Below are 17356 nucleotides of genomic sequence, written 5' to 3'. Positions count from 1 at the left end.
GGAAGCACGGTAACGTGTGGAGCTGACTGTTACTAATCGATCGAGGGCTTGACCAAATAGAATCGGAGTTCTGTATGAAGTTTTGAAGGTACTAACTTTTAATACATATGATAAAAATGACGTATCAAATACGTCGTTTTGTTATATATTTAATATTCCTCGATAGCTCAGTTGGTAGAGCACGCGGCTGTTAACCGCGCTGTCGTAGGTTCGAGTCCTACTCGGGGAGTTTTTTTATCCGGTAAATCATAGTTTGTGTTTATCTGGATCATACTCCGGCTCCGTGGTCAAGCGGTTAAGACATCGCCCTTTCACGGCGGTAACACGGGTTCGATTCCCGTCGGAGTCACTTACAATATTATATGGCGACATAGCCAAGCGGTAAGGCACGGGTCTGCAACACCCTTATCATCGGTTCGATTCCGATTGTCGCCTCTGAAAAGTAGAGAGCTTTAGGATTTTCTAGAGCTCTTTGTTGTATTTATAAATATAAACAGAACAAAAAGCGCAATAAAAAGTAAAAATTTACAAAAATTGACTTTTTAAAACTCATTTTTTGTGATATTCTAGTATATATTCTAAATATTATTATGTTGGAGAGGCAGCAGAAGATTCTGCTCAAGAGGGTAGTGTTATGGCCAATAAGAACAAAAAATCACCTGTAAAAGGTGTAAGATCACAAAGGTCAAAAAAAGTTCCGAAACAGACAATGGTTCAAAAAAAGGAACAGAAGAAAGGCGTACTGTTTAGTATACGTGCGAAGATTTTTTTATGTTTTCTGGTTCCGATCCTATTTTTGATTTTGGTTGGGGTATTTTCTTATAAAAAAGCAGCTGCTGGTATGTATGATACATTCCGGGATTCAAATGAACAGACAATCAATATGGCAAACCAGTATATTGATGTAAGTAACTCTTTTATTGAGGCAGAGGCATTAAAGTATGCATTTCAGTCAGATCTTGGAAAATATATGATAGGTCTGTATGAGACTGATTCCACGCAGAAAAAATCTGTTATTAACAGTGTGGGATCAAGTATCCGTGCATCTCAGGCAGGAAATGAGTTTATCAGCAATATACATATTGTGACAATTGAAGATATCCAGATGTTATCCACAAGGGCAGGCGGAACTGCAATGGGTATCTACAAAGAGTATAAGGATGAAATGCTTGGATATTCTGATAATGAAAAAAAATTACCAGAATGGGTTGATTATCATAAGACTTTAGACGAAACCCTTGGTTTAAAACAGTCAGATTATATTATGGCATATCAAACAACGCCACAGTCTGGTAAAGGATTTATTGTAATTGATATCAAAGCATCTGCTATTCAGGAATTTTTAGATAGCCTTGATATGGGAGAAGGTAGTATCATTGGTTTTGTTACTAAGTCAGGAAGGGAAATTATTTCCGAAAAACTTCCGGAAGGTCAGGAGAGTACCAGAGCGGATGGTGAGACAGTATTCTATGGACAGGATTTCTTTAATAATATTGAAGACCAGCAGACTACCAAAGAGGTCAGCATAAATGGAAAGAGCTACCTGTTCTTTTACAGCCGGATGGAGCGTACAAATGCTGCGGTATGTGCACTTGTACCAATGGAGATTGTCAATGGACAGGCAGATGAGATCCGCAATGTGACGATCGCAGTAGTAGTAATTGCATGTATTGTTGCAGTAATGATCGGTATTATCATCAGTACCGGAATACAGAAGAATATGATACGTATTTCCGGAAGACTTGAAGAGGTTGCAGAGGGAAATCTTACAACTAAGGTCAGCGTTAAAGGTCATGATGAATTTAACAATCTTGCAGTTGTTGCAAATAATATGATCAATAATAATAAAAAGCTGGTTCAGAAAGTAAGTGGAGCAACTGACACATTAGAGTCATCTGCGCAGGAAGTAAGACAGGCATCAGATGTTATGAAAGATTATTCTGCGAACATTATCCAGGCGATAGATGAGATTAATGATGGTATAACAAAGCAGTCTGAACATGCAGAAGAGTGTGTAAGAAAGACAGATACGCTTTCAGAGGAAATTCAAAATGTCAGCAGCATTGTAGGCCAGGTCGAGAAACTTGTCTCTGAGGCAGAAAGTATGATTAGTCATGGTATGGAGATGGTTCAGACGTTGGGTGAACGTGCAACAAAAACAACAGATGTAACCATAAAGGTAGAGACCAGTATTGAGGAGCTCAAAAAGGAATCTGAGATTATCAATGAGTTTGTGGAAACAATCACAGATATTTCTGAACAGACGAATCTGCTTTCTTTAAATGCTTCTATTGAAGCGGCGAGAGCAGGAGAGGCAGGAAGAGGATTTGCAGTGGTTGCTGAGGAGATCAGAAAGCTTGCAGATCATTCTGCAGAGGCAGCCGGAGAAATTCAGAACAATGTAACTCATATCAGTGACCAGACGGTAAACAGTGTAGAAAATGCAAAACAGGCACGAGACATGGTTGCACTTCAGACAGAAGCTGTACAGGAAGTTGTTGGAGTTTTTGATGACATGAATCAGTGTATGCAGAAGCTGTTTGATGGATTGAAAGAAATCGTATCCAGTACAGAGCAGGCGGATAAAGAGCGTGAAGATACTTTGGCTGCAGTAAAGAATATTTCGGATATTATTGCAGAAACAGCAGAGGGAACAAAACTGGTTCAGAGTGTTGCTGCAAAACTTCAGGAGAATGTAGATACCATGAATCAGACGGCTCAGTCACTGGGTGATAATATGAATGATCTGAAATCGGAGATTTCAGTATTTAAAACAGAATAAAAGAAATTATGTTAAATGGGGAAAGTATAGAGTGCTTTCCCCATTTTTATGTCGTAAGCGGCGTACTAATCAGCAGGCGGCTTTTTTTATTTTCTTGCAACAAAACCTGCCTTTATTTAGACTATATATATGACAGAAAAATAAGTATCTAATGAAAATCCCATGGAGAAAATATTTATGGAAAATTATCTGAAGCTTGTGTGGCGGGCAAAACGCGGAGACGTGGATGCATTTGCCCAACTGTATGCCGGAATATACGAGGATATGTACCGCTTTGCATTGTATACGTTGCGAAATGCAAGTGATGCGGAGGATGCGGTAAGTGATGCCGTTACTGACGCGTTTGCATCAGTTAAAAAGCTGCGCAGTGAAGAAGCATTTAAGAGCTGGATATTTCGGATTTTATCCAATAAATGCAAGGATCAACTGCGTGAGTATGCGGGCAAAAATGAGACAGGGATTGAGGATACAGAGGAGATTGCGTGTGATTCCGGACCAGAGATGACAGAATGTATACAGATCAGGAAGCTATTTTTTGAACTTGCGGATGAAGAGCGCCTGATCATCAGCTTGCATCAGTTTGCAGGTTATACGAGCCGTGAGATTGCTGAAATATTACATATGAATGAAAATACCGTGCGTTCCAAAGAAAGCCGCGCTTTAAAAAAAATGGAACAGCAGTTGCAATGAATGGTTATCAGAGGTAAATGCAGTAGTGAAAATTTTTCATTACAGAATGGAGGTGCCTATGTCAGAAAAAGAAATCTTAGACAAAATAAAGAAATCTGCCGAACAGGAAGAAATTCCAGAGAGTATTCATCCGGAAAAGATGAAAAGAAAATTAAAGGAGAACCAGAAAAATAAGGTAAAACGAAGAAGCGGGATCACTTATTACGGGGCTGTCGCAGCGGCGGCACTTGTGCTAGTCGTAGGTGTGGCAGGAGGAATCCATGCAGTTACCGGGGGAGAAACAGGGTTTATGACGGCGCCGGTGGGTATAGAAAAAGCGGCATCCGGGCAAAAGTCAGATGAAGGATCAGAAGGCAGCAGCGAATTAAAAGATGGAGCGACTGCAGGCGTAGAGAAAAATGCACAAAAAAAAGATGCAGGATCTTTGTATACAGTCGCAAAAAATTATGGAGAGGTCTATGATGCAATTTGCTCTGGCAGTGGTCAGGAAAAGGAAGCAGACGGAATAGCGGTTGCGGAGGGAGAAAATTCAAGTTCCGGTGATGTTACAACATATATTATGGGCGACACGGCAGATACAGCAGGTGCAGTAGTAGATGGTGTGGAAGATATAGGCAGTACACAAATGATAAAAGGTGCCGGAGCACAGTCAGGGAAGGAAACCGCAGATGTGTCATCTGATACGGCAGAACAGCGGTATTCCGGGACAAATCTGCAGACGCAAGGCGTGGATGAGAGCGATTTTGTCAAAACAGATGGTTCTTATATTTACACGGTAAGCCACAATGAAATATTGATTACGGATATCCGGAAAAAAGCATTAAAACAGACCGGAAAAATACAGATTTCTGAAACTTCATCCGACCGTGTGCTTGAGATGTATGTGGATGGTGATATTTTAAGCGTGATTGTGGAAAGTGAAGATTCCGGACTGGAAATGCAGGCAGATGATACAGAAAATTATACGGAAGACTGTATTTATTATTTCAGGGATGGAACAAAAACGAGGGTGATCACTTATGATATCAGTAATCCAAAAAAGCCTGTAAAGACCGGGTGTGTGACGCAGGATGGAAGGTATCAGACATCAAGAAAGGTCGGAAATATCATTTATCTTTTTACCAATAAAAGAATCAGTATGCCACAACAGACAAAAGAAGAAGCCGTTACGGAAGAAAATGTAAGTGGATGGATTCCGTTAGTCAATGATAATGCGGTAGATGCAGAAGATATTTACGTGGACAATGGTGGTGGAGGAAGCAACAGTCTGCTGATATCCTCAGTAAATGTGAAAAATCCGGATCAGGTTGTGGATAATACCATGATTTTAAGTCAGTATGTGGATATCTATGTGAGTGAAAGTGCGTTTTATGCGTATCAGATAAAAGGTTCCTGGAATGATGCGGTAACACAGATTGCAAAATTTGGGCTTGTTGATGGGAAGATGGATGCTGATGGAGCAGTTTCAGTGAACGGGAGAATTACAGATACATTTGCGATAAATGAACAAAGCGGAAAACTACGGGTTTTAACGACCAGCCAGGATTCAGTGAATGGAGAGGACACGAATAATCTTTATTTGTTTGATAAAAATCTGAGTCTTACAGGCAAGATAGAAGGCCTTGCACAGGGAGAGGAAATCTATGCTGCGCGTTATCTGGGGAATATGGCATATTTTGTTACCTATCGCAATACAGATCCGCTTTTTGCTGTAGATTTATCGGATGATAGAAATCCAAAGGTACTTGGAGAATTAAAGATAAGTGGTTTTTCGGAATATCTGCATTTCTGGGGCGATGATAAACTGATCGGGATTGGATATGAGACGGATGAAAAGACAGGAGAACATACAGGTATTAAGATCACAATGTTTGATATTTCAGATCCTGCAGATTTAAAAGAGGTGGAGAGCCTTGTTTTAAAGGATTATAATTACAGTGAGGCACTCTATAATTATAAATGTGTGCTTGCAGATGCGGATGAAAATCTGCTTGGATTTGCACTGCAGTCTTATGGTGATGGGGAGAGTGTTACGTATCTTTTACTTTCATGGAATGGGGAAAAATTTGAAACTCTGCTGTCACAAAGTCTGACTGATAAGGCGGGAAATCCGGATCAGTCCAAAGCGGCAGATACATCAGCATATAGGGGAATTTATGCGGGAGATATGTTTTATATTGTAAGTACTGAAAAAATCATCTCTTACGACAGAACACAGGAATATTGTATGCAAAAAAGCATAGATTTTAAGTAGAATTTTAAGTAGAAAATGAAAATCGGTCTTGACGCAGAAGTTTTGTTCTGATAAAATCTTAACAGAACTTCTGCGAGAGATTGGAAGTTAAAAATAACAGAAGAGACAGCATCTGTTATAACATCATATGGCGCGGTAGCCAAGCGGTAAGGCTCCGGTCTGCAACACCGTCATCACCGGTTCGAATCCGGTCCGTGCCTCTTAAAACCTCGAAAATATCTATTTTCGAGGTTTTGTTTTTTTTATTCTTGATAATAGAATGTTTATGGAGCATGCATTCTGTTATAGTAAAAGTAATTTATAGCAGAAAATATAAATGGAGAAGAAATTATGTTAACGGAAGTTTTTCATTTACACGAAAAAGGTTCACTTGCGGATGCAAGACTTTGTACTTATATACTGGACGATTCGGATTCCATTGCGATTGATAAGCGTCCTATGATGCTGATCTGTCCGGGTGGCGGTTATGAACACACGTCTGACAGGGAATCAGAGCCGCTTGCCATGCATTTTTTAAGTATAGGATATCATGTGGCGGTGCTGCGTTATTCGGTGGCACCGGCAGTTTATCCGACGGCACTTTTAGAGGCGGCCGCATCCATGAAGCTGATTCATGAGCATGCAAAAGAGTGGCATGTGGATACAGATAAGATCGTTGTCCAAGGGTCTTCCGCGGGCGGACACCTTGCAGCATGCCTTTCTATGTTCTGGCATACGAAGTGGCTGGCTGAGGCTGCCGGTGTGATGAATGAGATATTAAAACCTGCGGCAATGCTTTTAAATTATCCGGTTATCACATCCGGGGAATATGCACATCGTGGATCTTTTAAGCAGCTTCTCGGTGGCAATGAGACAGAAGAAATGTTAGAATTGCTTTCTCTTGAAAAACAGGTGACAGAGTATACACCGCCGGCATTTATCTGGCATACTTACACAGATCAGTCAGTCCCGGTGCAAAATTCCCTGCTTTTGATCGAGGCAATGAAAAAATATGAGATACCGGTGGAATTTCATATGTATCCGGTCGGGAAACATGGTCTCAGTACCTGCAGCAGGCTCACAGCAATGCGGGATGGTACAGGAATCCAGCAGGAGTGCGAGAGCTGGCTGCCGTTGGCAAAGAGGTGGCTGATCGCACTCCGGGATAAGTAAAAAATTATTTTACAATAATTTTTACAAATTTCTTTTTACCACGTTTTACCACGAGTCCGTCAGCACCGAAGGAATCTGCATTGTAAGTGGTCTGGATGTCTGTTATTTTTTCATCGGCAACTGAGACACCACCCTGCTGTACGGCACGTCTTGCGTCGGAGCGGGATGGAGCAAGTTCTGCTTTTACTAAAAGTGCAAGGATATCTAAGTCTCCATCTGCAAAGTCAGCAGCAGTCAGTTCTAAGGTTGGCATGTGGGCAGAATCGCCACCACCTGCGAATAAAGCGTGGGAAGCTTCTTTTGCCTTGTTTGCTTCCTCTTCACCGTGTACCAGTTTCGTCAGCTCAAATGCAAGAATTTCTTTTGCCTGGTTAAGCTGTGCGCCTTCCCAGCTTTCCATTGCATCGATTTCTTCTAATGGAAGGAATGTCAGCATACGGATGCATTTTAATACGTCTGCATCAGAAACGTTTCTCCAGTACTGGAAGAAGTCAAACGGAGAAGTCTTGTTCGGATCAAGCCATACAGCACCGGACTGTGTTTTTCCCATTTTTTTGCCTTCCGAATTAAGAAGGAGGTTGATGGTCATTGCGTAAGCGTCTTTTCCAAGTTTTCTGCGGATCAGCTCGGTACCGCCTAACATGTTGCTCCACTGGTCATCGCCGCCGAACTCCATGTTGCAGCCGTATTTCTGGTATAAGGTGTAGAAGTCGTAGCTCTGCATGATCATGTAGTTGAACTCTAAGAAACTTAAACCTTTTTCCATACGCTGTTTGTAGCACTCTGCGGTTAACATACGGTTAACGGAGAAATGAGCACCAACTTCACGCAGTACATCGATATAATTTAAGTCCATCAGCCAGTCTGCGTTGTTTACCATAAGTGCTTTTCCATCGGAAAAATCGATGAAACGGCTCATCTGTTTCTTGAAGCAGTCACAGTTGTGCTGGATTGTTTCCGGTGTCATCATCTGGCGCATGTCGGTACGGCCGGATGGATCTCCGATCATGGCGGTTCCGCCGCCGATTAAAGCAATTGGTTTGTTGCCTGCCATCTGGAGACGTTTCATTAAGCATAATGCCATAAAATGTCCTACATGAAGACTGTCTGCGGTTGGATCAAAGCCAATGTAAAAAGTAGCTTTTCCGTTGTTGATCAGATCTTTGATTTCTGCTTCGTCAGTTACCTGGGCGATCAGACCTCTGGCAACTAATTCATCGTACAATGTCATAATTGTAAATCCTCCTAAAATTAAATTGAATCGTTTATAACAATAGATCAGCTCTTTTAGAGCAATATTTCCTGTTACATAAAAAAATCCCCGTCCTAAAAAAGGACGAGGATAAAAACCCGTGTTACCACCTTTGTTCGCAGGCAATTCACATTGTCTGCCTTATCGAGTGTCCGACAACACTCAGGCGCTTGTAACGTGCGCCGCTACGTCACAGCCTACTATCGCATCTTTCAAAAATGCGAATTTGGTGTGAAGCTCGGGGATGTATTCGAAATAAGTTTTCCGTGCACCTCTCATCAGCCGGTTGCTTTCTGTTCGTTCCGCTTATTTTTACTTCTTCCCGTCAAAGCTGTTGTTCTGCTTCAATTAACGTCATTATAGGCATGATAAATAAAATTTGTCAAGAAAATAATTTTTTTAAAGCTGCGACCTTTTTTATTTTCCATGCGTCTAATCTATGTAAAGGTTCAGTGGTCAGAATGTTTCCACTGGATGATACAAATAGCATGAAAAATTGTATACTCAGAGGTAAAGGCAGCATGGGATATGCAATGACATGCCCTTCTATGAGCTCATAAGAAACGCTATTGTTCACACACTGTGTGAGCAGTATCAATTACAGCCCATTTGAAATGCATCTTCGATGCATGGGGCTGTAATCTGGCAAAATATAGTCTTTGGCGCACAGTTTGACAGCAAGTGTCAAACTTGCGAGTGAACAGTAACGAAGAAACAACAGAATATGTAAGCCGGCGGAAAGGAAAGTTATGAAAAAAGAAGAATTGGGAGAGCTGATCATCGCATCGGAAGATATGATGTATCATGTGGCGAAAACGCTGCTGTACCGGGATGCGGACTGTGCAGATGCAATTCAGGAAACGATCGTGAAAGCATTTTCCAAATTACACACGTTAAAATCAGATGCCTATGCGAAAACGTGGCTGACCAGGATACTGATCAATGAATGTTATACCGTGATAAGAAAGGAAAAGAAAGTGGTATCGTTAGAAGATTATCAGATGGAGGAACAGGCTGCGGAGACAAAGGATTACTCCGAATTATATGAAGCAATCAGCCATCTGTCAGAGGATGCGAGGCTTTCTGTCACACTGTATTATATGGAAGGGTACAGTGTGCGGGAAATAGCAGGAATTTTAGGCGTGACGGAAAGCACCATAAAAAACCGCCTGTCACGTGCAAGGGCGAGATTGAAAAACGAATTGGAACAGGAAAACAGTTACGGAATGGAGAGTTGAGTATGAATATTGAAAATATGGAGCAGGAATTTCCGAAAATGCCGCAGAGTATGCGGGATATGATAGAAAAAGAAGTAGAAAAACAGGTAAAAATAACACCTCAGAAAGGCTATTTTTCATTGAAAAAAGCGGTGGTGGCGTCACTGGCGGCGACATTTATTCTTGGAACGACGATTTTTGCGGGAACAAAATTATACCGTATGAGCAGCAGTCCGCAGGGAAATTACGGCAGAATGACAGCAATTGAAAAGACAGATGGGACAGAAAATACCGGAAAAACAGATGATCAGGCATCACAGCTTACTGCGCAGGATGCGACACAAAATGTGGCACCGGTTGCAATGAAATTATCTTATCTGCCGGATGGAATGAAAGAGACAGAAGAAGGAAAATACAGCTATGAACAGACACCAGGACAGGGGGGAATCTCCATTGTATTTTATCAGATGGATACAGGGGATGAATCTTTTGGGATGCAGGATGATTATGTGACGGAAAGTGAAAATATCCAGGTTGGAAATCATGATGGTGTCTATATAAAAAAGCAAAATACATCTGATCAGGATAAAGCATTTGATCAGATGATCTATGTGACTTATCCGGAGTATCATTATGTAATGCAGATGTATATCGGTCATGATGTGACAAAAGAGGAAGCCTGCAAGGTGGCAGAGGGGATTGTTTTAGCATCTGCAGAGGAACTTTCGGATGGCACGGTCATTCATCCATATAACTGGAGTGATTATGAGGCGACTGTGGCAGAGGATATGAAAGAGGATTCCGAAGATGGGGAGTTAAAAACAACTGCAACTGCAGATGAAATGAAAAATCTGCATAAGATTGGAGAAGAATTTGCAGTGCAGGGAGAAACTGGCGGAGAAGCTAAGAATCTGTGGATCAAAGTAACAGATGTGAAAGTAACGGATGATACCGGAATCCTTGATCCGGCTTTTGTGGACAGGGATATGATTGGCACAGATGAAAATGGAAAACTGATACCGGATACGGTTTCTTATATCAAATCCGGAGATGGAGTGAATACACTTGATGAGGTTATAAGCAGCAGGGAGGTACCGAAGAAATTAGTATATGTTACGTTAGAATACAGCAATACCGGAGATACAGAGATGAAAGACATTTTATTTTTTAATTCTGTCATGAAAATCAAAGAAGAGAACGGAATTTATGAAATCTGCGGTGCAGAGCAGCCGAAAGAGGGAGAAACATGGGATACGGTCAGCTCTGACAGCAGCAGTTTAGAATATGGTGAGGAGATGAGATATTTTGATGTGACCGGCGGAGAGCGGGGAAATAATTATTTTGACAGTATCAAAGCGGGGGAGACAAAAACGTTACATGTCGGATTTGTTGTGGATGAAGATGTGCTTCCGTATCTTTATTTAAATACCAGTACGTCAGGCTGTGGTTATGAATTTATGGAACAGGATTTAGAGCAGGGACTTGTGGATATCCGGCAGTAAAAAGAGAATATAAAGAAATGACCGAAATCGGACAGAATACCCCGAAAGCAGACAGATCCAATAACTGGAAGCTGCTTTCGGGGTATTTTTATTGGAAAATAAAGAGTTTATCTTGTGTATGAGGTATCAAAATCTTATTGACAATCTATATATACTGCCGTATAATTACCAATGGTAATTACCAAGAGTAATTATATAGAGCAGAACAGAAAAAGGAAGTGAAAGAATGACAGCAGAAAAGATAAAAAGAATGTTAGATGCCTGTTATCTTGCAAAAAGAATCCGGGAACTGCTCCCGGAACTGCCAGAAGGAGTAACACCGGCATATATTCAGTATATGGATGTGATCCACAGTCAGCAGGAGAGTAAGGAAAGAGTAAAAGTATCAGATATCAGTGATACCTTAAAGCTGCCAAGACCGGGGGTTACAAGAACGGTCAAGGAGATGGAAAAAAAGGGTTATCTCACCAAATATGCATCGGAGGAAGATGGGAGAATCACATATGTTGCGATTACAGAAAAAGGTGAAGAATTGTGGGATAAGTACGATAAAAATTATTACAGCCGGCTTTTAAAATATATGGATCATATTTCCGAAGAAGAAGCAGACTGTATGATTCAGACTATTGAAAAATTTTATGAAGTCATGAGTAAAAGGAGAGTTGACATTGAATAATTCAAAATCAGATTTTACACAGGGAAGTATTTTGGGAAAATTACTGCCATTTATGATGCCGATATTAGGTGCACTGGTGCTTCAGGCGGCTTATGGTGCAGTAGATCTTTTAGTCGTGGGAAGGTTTGGAACAACCTCCGGGCTTTCAGCTGTATCGACAGGAAGTCAGGTGCTTAACTTAGTTACGTTTGTGATCACGCAGTTTGCAATGGGTATCACAGTATTGATCGCACGGTATATCGGGGAGAAAAAACCGCAGTATATAGGGGCTTTGATCGGTGGCGCGACAATTATTTTTGCAATCGTTTCTGCGGTGCTTTTTGTAATCATGATTGGGTTTTCACAGCCGATTGCAGTATTGATGCAGGCACCGGAAGAAGCAGTGGAATTGACTTCCACTTATGTGCGCATCTGCGGCGGCGGAATCTTTTTCATTGTTGCGTATAATCTGCTCGCAGCTATTTTCAGAGGTCTTGGAGACAGCAAATCCCCATTATTATTTGTTGCGGTTGCCTGTGTGGTTAATATTGCAGGAGATCTGATTTTAGTTGCAGGACTGCATCTGGATGCAGCTGGAGCTGCGATCGCAACGGTAGCAGCACAGGCAGTCAGTGTTGTGTTTGCATTATTCCTGCTGGTAAAAAGAGAACTGCCATTTGAAATCAGTAAACACGATTTTAAAATCAATATGCACTGTGTGAGAGCCTTAAAGATCGGTCTGCCGCTTGCCTTGCAGGAATTTCTGACGCAGATATCTTTTCTTGCACTCTGCGCATTTGTCAACCGACTCGGACTTGAAGCGTCTTCCGGATACGGAGTTGCCTGTAAGATTGTCAATTTTGCAATGCTCATCCCAAGTTCCCTCATGCAGTCCATGGCATCCTTTGTATCGCAGAATGTGGGTGCAGGCAACGAAAAGAGAGCAAAAAAGGCAATGTTTACAGGCATGGGTGTTGGACTTGTGATCGGATGTATCGTATTTACACTTGTCTGGTTTAAAGGAAATCTTCTGACTGGAATTTTTACAACAGATGCAGCCGTTGTGCAGAATGGTTATGATTATCTAAAAGGTTTTGCGCTAGAAACGATCGTGACAGCTATTTTATTCAGCATAATCGGTTATTTTAATGGACACGATAAGACAGTCTGGGTTATGGTGCAGGGGCTTGTCCAGACACTGCTGGTGCGCTTGCCGTTAGCATATTATATGAGCATCCAGCCGGACGCAAGTCTTACAAAGATTGGTTTTGCGGCTCCGGCAGCAACGATATTTGGAATTGTTCTCAATGTGATCTATTATTTATATGCGAACAGAAAGCAGCAGTGATTACAATCTATTTTAAATAAAGCTTTGATGTAAGGAGGAATGTATATTGAAAGCCTGTGAAATGCATGATAAGATAAAATAATAGTGTAAATGATCAGGTTAGGAAAGGGTCCGTCGGTAAAAAGGAACTTTAGAGTGTAGACGAATTTACGGACTGGTGATGTGGAAAATGGATAAAAAGGTAGTATTTCTTGATGTAGATGGAACCATGGTCAATGAAAAAGGTGAGATTCCGGAGTCTGCACAGTATGCAGTCCGGACGGCGCAGGCAAACGGCCACAGGATGGTGGTATGTAGCGGACGCAGCCGTTTTCAGATTTATGATGCACTGTTGGAACTCGGATTTTCAGGGATCGTCGGCGGAGCCGGAGCTTTTGTGGAAGACGAAGGAAAAGAGTTTTATCATGCCTATATTGATGAGGAGCACAGAAAAAGCAGTTTTGACTATTTAGAGAGTAATGGATTTTTATTCTGCTATCAGGCGGATGACGGCGTGGTGCTAAACCAGAGAAGCTGTGATGGCATGTTAAAGGTTTACCGGGATGCCGGAATGAGTAAAGAGCGCTTAGACCGTCTGATCGGACGGATGCATCTGACCGAGAAGCCATGGGAAAATGAAAAAAATGAGAAGATCATTTATTATGGTGCACCGTTTCCGGTTGCTAAGGTACATGCGGATATGGAACCGTATTTTGATGCGGTGGCGATCAGCCTGGATGGAATGGGCGATTTTGCGGGCGAGATCGGAATTAATGGAATTAATAAGGCGACCGGTATGGAGCGTTATTTAAATCATGTCGGCATTTCACGGGAGAATTGCATTGCAGTTGGTGACGGACCGAATGATCTCCAGATGATGGAGTACGCCGGGATCAGTGTTGCAATGGGGAATGCCAGAGATGAGGTAAAAAGGTTAGCGGACATGGTAACAGACCATATTGATGAGGATGGAATTTTACATGCATTTGAGCGGCTTGGGCTGATAAACGATTGTATTTGATGGAAAATGATGATACCATGAAATGGTGCAAGTAAAATCACGAATGAAGTCGTGATGAGATCGGAGGAGCCCTATGGATAAAAAATCAGTTCAGGCAGTTTTAGTCACTATTTTTTCCGGGGTGTTATTTTTGGAAAGTATGTTTGCAGGCGGGGTCGCAAGTGAGGAGACTGGTAAAGTCTTAGATGCCATGCGGGGGCTGCGCAGAGTAAATAATGTGCATTATCTGGTGACGAACAGTTATTCCGGAAATCAGGATATTGTGCAGCAGACGCAGGAAGTCTGGGCTGATCTGTTAGATGAAACCTGGATGGTGGAATATAAGAATACAGATGCAGATGGAGCCATGACGTATGTGAAAGAATTTTGCGATGGTGTTACGGTAAATTCCTACCAGGCAGGAACCTGGAGTGAATGGAATGGTTACAGCACGACAACAGATATCCCCAATTATCAGGCACTTACCAATCCGGGTTATCGGGAGGAAGATATTGTTTCTGCAGAGACGGCAGATTTGGATGATGGAGCAAAGCAGATCATCTTTTCTTTGTCTGGGCAGCAGTTAAAAGAAAAAAGAGATCAGGCACTTGACTTAATAGAACCGGCGGGGTTTAAGGAACAGGACGATACAGAACAGATGGATAAGATGTCTGTTTATTATGAGCAGTATCAGAAGACCGGTTACCAGAATGAGCGTATTGTATATACCATTAATAAATCAGGTGTTCTGACTGGAATGGAATACAGTTTTGATGTAAAACGTCCGAAAGTAGTGATAAAAGGCGGTGTGCAGAAGCTCGAAGGGGAAGAGCAGTATGCAATGGGTGTAAAGATCGAAGTGCTTTCTTATAATCAGGCGAATATTCCCAAAGTGATAAGGAAATGTGCGGCGGATGCCGGGTATGACAGGTAAAGCATACATGTATGTCTTATGAATACTGATATTGAAAATGTTTAAAAGTGTATATTGTATGTGATTATGATGATACAAATTGTTTTAATAAAATGGGATAATGTTAATTTATAAAATAAAAAGAGTTGACATTATCCCATTTTTTAACTAATATTGTTAACTATAAGAACATTGGAGGTTAACAAAGATGAAAACAAAAGGTGTGATTTACTGTGGACTATTCACGGCACTGATCGCAGTTGGAGCATTTATCAAGATCCCGATACCGGTCGTGCCGTTTACCCTGCAATATCTGTTTACAATGCTGGCGGGGCTGCTGCTTGGATCAAGGCTTGGAACGTTGTCTGTGCTCTCGTATATGCTGCTTGGACTTGCCGGACTTCCCATTTTTTCAGAGGGGGGCGGAATCTGGTATGTGTTTAAGCCGAGTTTTGGATATATCATCGGATTTGCCGTAGGAACATTTGTAACCGGGTGGATCGCAGAACACATGGAAAAAAAGACCATAACGCGGTATCTGATTGCAAACCTGGCGGGACTTTTCTGCGTGTATGCAATCGGCATGATTTATTACTATATCATCTGTAACTTTGTGATCGATACGCCGATCGCCGTAGGACCATTGTTTTTGTACTGCTTTGTTCTGGCTGTACCGGGGGATATTGCTTTAAGTATTCTTGGAGCAGTGGTGGCAAAGCGTGTCAGACCGGTGCTTGCATATGAGGTGGTGAGAATGAGATCGTGAAAAATTCACGGTATCCGACAAAATGAGAGGGAGAAAAGGAAATGAATGCACTTACATTAGCAGAAGAAATTATTAACGGAAGAAGAATCACAAGGGAAGATGATCTGTCATTTTTTCTGACCTGTGATTTAGAGGAGCTTTGTGAGGGAGCAGACAGGATCAGAGAAGTAAGGCTCGGGGATAAGGTAGACCTGTGCTCGATCATCAACGGGCGCAGCGGAAGATGCCCGGAGGACTGTAAATATTGTGCACAGTCGGCACACCATCATACAAACTGTGAAGAATATGATTTCCTTCCGGAGGAAGAGATTTTGGCGGCTTGTAAAATGAACGAGAGGGAAGGTGTTGACCGTTTTTCCATCGTTACGGCGGGAAGAGCACTGACGGGAGAGGAATTTGACAAGGCGATCCATGCATATGAGACGATGAAAAAAGAATGTAAGATCGATCTGTGTGCATCTATGGGGTTCCTTTCTGCAGAGCAGCTGCACAGACTGCATGAAGCGGGTGTCACCAGTTATCATCACAATATTGAGACGTCAAGACGTAATTTCCCGAATATCTGCACGACACATACTTACGATATGAAGATCGAAACTTTAAAAAAAGTAAAAGCAGAGGGCATGTGCGCCTGCTCCGGTGGAATCATCGGCATGGGAGAGACGTGGGAGGACAGGCTGGATATGGCGATCAGCCTCGCAGAACTTGGAATTGACTCCATCCCGATTAATGCGCTGATGCCGATTCCGGGAACACCATTAGAAAATCTGCCAAGATTGTCAGAAGCTGATATCCTGCGCACAATCGCATTTTTCCGTTATATCAACCCGGATGCCAATATCCGTCTTGCAGCGGGAAGAGCACTTTTGACAAACGATGGGGAGATCGCATTCCAGTCAGGAGCTTCCGCATCCATTACCGGAAACATGCTGACGACGGTGGCATGTGCAACAATCCGCAGTGACAGACGGCTGCTTGAGGATTTAGGCCGCGATGTCACACCGGAATACTGGAAAGAGAAAAAAAAGGAAGCATAGAAATGCGCAGTATATATTGGGAAAGCGTTACAAAAAGTTGTGCAGGAATGAGGAAGTAAAATGCACAGAAAAGAGGATGGATATGAGCAAGGCTTTATTTATCACAGGAACAGGTACGGATATCGGAAAAACATATGTGACAGGACTGATCGTAAAAAAACTGGCAGAAGCCGGGAAATCTGCTGCCTACTATAAAGCGGCAATGAGTGGAAATGACCGTCGGGAGGATGGCTCTCTGATACCGGGGGATGCTCTTTTTGTGCAGAAAATGTCGGGGATTGCGCAGCCGCTTGAGGAAATGTGCCCTTATGTATATGAACATGCATATTCACCGCATCTTGCTTCAAGGATCGAGGGGCATCCGGTGCAGATGGATGTGGTGAAAAATGGATATAAAGCTGTATGTGATACGTATGATTATGTGACGGTGGAGGGAAGCGGAGGTATTTTATGCCCGATCTGCTTCGATGAAGCGAAGATCCAGCTGGAAGATGTGGTGTCAGAGCTTGGACTTAACAGTATTCTGATCGCAGATGCAGGACTTGGTACGATCAACAGTGTGGTTCTGACGGCAGAATATATGAAGGCGCATCATTTGCCGTTAAAAGGAATCATATTTAACCATTATCATCCGGGTGATGTGATGGAGGACGACAATATTTATATGTGCGAATACATGACAGGACTATCTGCGCTTGCGAAGGTGCAGGACGGTGACACGGAGCTTAAGATGGATGTGGAAACACTTGCGGCATTATATGAATAAGATACCTGGTTTGGTTATTTACGGAATATGTATCTGAAAACAG

At 42.2% G+C, this 17356-nt stretch carries 14 protein-coding genes and 4 tRNA genes; 17 read left to right on the top strand and 1 reads right to left on the bottom strand.

Going from position 1 to position 17356, the window contains the following annotated elements:
- The first annotated feature begins 156 nt into the window (after positions 1–156).
- The 8 genes from DW650_RS05735 (at position 157) to DW650_RS05700 (ending at position 6878) form a co-directional block, all read left to right on the top strand.
- Positions 157–229, top strand: a tRNA-Asn gene (locus DW650_RS05735).
- Between the two features lie 48 nt (positions 230–277).
- A tRNA-Glu gene (locus tag DW650_RS05730) sits at positions 278–349 on the top strand.
- A 15-nt stretch (positions 350–364) separates the two neighbouring features.
- A tRNA-Cys gene (locus tag DW650_RS05725) sits at positions 365–435 on the top strand.
- Positions 436–634: 199 nt separating this feature from the next.
- Positions 635–2782, top strand: coding sequence for a methyl-accepting chemotaxis protein (locus DW650_RS05720; protein WP_118209299.1), 2148 nt, complete (start codon positions 635–637; stop codon positions 2780–2782).
- Between the two features lie 177 nt (positions 2783–2959).
- Positions 2960–3472: an RNA polymerase sigma factor gene (locus DW650_RS05715; protein ID WP_118209298.1), complete on the top strand. Its 513-nt coding sequence runs from the start codon at positions 2960–2962 to the stop codon at positions 3470–3472.
- Positions 3473–3530: 58 nt separating this feature from the next.
- Positions 3531–5726 (top strand): beta-propeller domain-containing protein, encoded by a 2196-nt coding sequence (locus DW650_RS05710; protein ID WP_243102864.1) that lies wholly within the window; start codon positions 3531–3533, stop codon positions 5724–5726.
- 129 nt (positions 5727–5855) lie between these two features.
- A tRNA-Cys gene (locus tag DW650_RS05705) sits at positions 5856–5926 on the top strand.
- Positions 5927–6056: 130 nt separating this feature from the next.
- Positions 6057–6878, top strand: a complete 822-nt coding sequence (locus DW650_RS05700; protein WP_117920872.1) for an alpha/beta hydrolase — start codon at positions 6057–6059, stop codon at positions 6876–6878.
- A 4-nt stretch (positions 6879–6882) separates the two neighbouring features.
- Here DW650_RS05700 and tyrS read toward each other — a convergent pair whose 3' ends face one another.
- Entirely contained in the window at positions 6883–8109 is a 1227-nt protein-coding gene (tyrS, locus tag DW650_RS05695) for a tyrosine--tRNA ligase (RefSeq protein WP_117920871.1), read from the bottom strand.
- Positions 8110–8879: 770 nt separating this feature from the next.
- Here tyrS and DW650_RS05690 point away from each other — a divergent pair.
- The 9 genes from DW650_RS05690 (at position 8880) to bioD (ending at position 17313) form a co-directional block, all read left to right on the top strand.
- Positions 8880–9368, top strand: coding sequence for an RNA polymerase sigma factor (locus DW650_RS05690; protein ID WP_015561507.1), 489 nt, complete (start codon positions 8880–8882; stop codon positions 9366–9368).
- A 2-nt stretch (positions 9369–9370) separates the two neighbouring features.
- The gene (locus DW650_RS05685) at positions 9371–10849 is read left to right on the top strand and encodes a DUF4367 domain-containing protein (protein ID WP_118209296.1); all 1479 of its coding nucleotides are present in this window, start codon (positions 9371–9373) and stop codon (positions 10847–10849) included.
- Between the two features lie 226 nt (positions 10850–11075).
- Complete coding sequence (locus tag DW650_RS05680) at positions 11076–11525, top strand: MarR family winged helix-turn-helix transcriptional regulator (RefSeq protein WP_117920868.1); 450 nt, start codon at positions 11076–11078, stop codon at positions 11523–11525.
- The gene (locus DW650_RS05675) at positions 11518–12852 is read left to right on the top strand and encodes an MATE family efflux transporter (RefSeq protein ID WP_118209295.1); all 1335 of its coding nucleotides are present in this window, start codon (positions 11518–11520) and stop codon (positions 12850–12852) included. The genes DW650_RS05680 and DW650_RS05675 overlap by 8 nt, the downstream gene beginning before the upstream one ends.
- A 169-nt stretch (positions 12853–13021) precedes the next feature.
- Positions 13022–13852 (top strand): HAD family hydrolase, encoded by an 831-nt coding sequence (locus tag DW650_RS05670; RefSeq protein WP_118209294.1) that lies wholly within the window; start codon positions 13022–13024, stop codon positions 13850–13852.
- Positions 13853–13925: 73 nt separating this feature from the next.
- A complete protein-coding gene (locus DW650_RS05665) occupies positions 13926–14765 on the top strand; it encodes a hypothetical protein (protein ID WP_117920865.1) in 840 nt (279 codons plus the stop codon).
- Between the two features lie 187 nt (positions 14766–14952).
- Complete coding sequence (locus DW650_RS05660) at positions 14953–15510, top strand: biotin transporter BioY (RefSeq protein WP_117920864.1); 558 nt, start codon at positions 14953–14955, stop codon at positions 15508–15510.
- A gap of 41 nt (positions 15511–15551) precedes the next feature.
- Positions 15552–16547, top strand: coding sequence for a biotin synthase BioB (gene bioB, locus DW650_RS05655; protein WP_118209293.1), 996 nt, complete (start codon positions 15552–15554; stop codon positions 16545–16547).
- An 82-nt stretch (positions 16548–16629) separates the two neighbouring features.
- Positions 16630–17313, top strand: a complete 684-nt coding sequence (gene bioD, locus DW650_RS05650) for a dethiobiotin synthase (protein ID WP_118209305.1) — start codon at positions 16630–16632, stop codon at positions 17311–17313.
- Positions 17314–17356: the final 43 nt, after the last annotated feature.

The organism is Roseburia sp. AM23-20, from assembly GCF_003470905.1.
Taxonomy (GTDB): domain Bacteria; phylum Bacillota; class Clostridia; order Lachnospirales; family Lachnospiraceae; genus Roseburia; species Roseburia rectibacter.
This window is presented reverse-complemented; position numbering and strand designations above follow the sequence as displayed.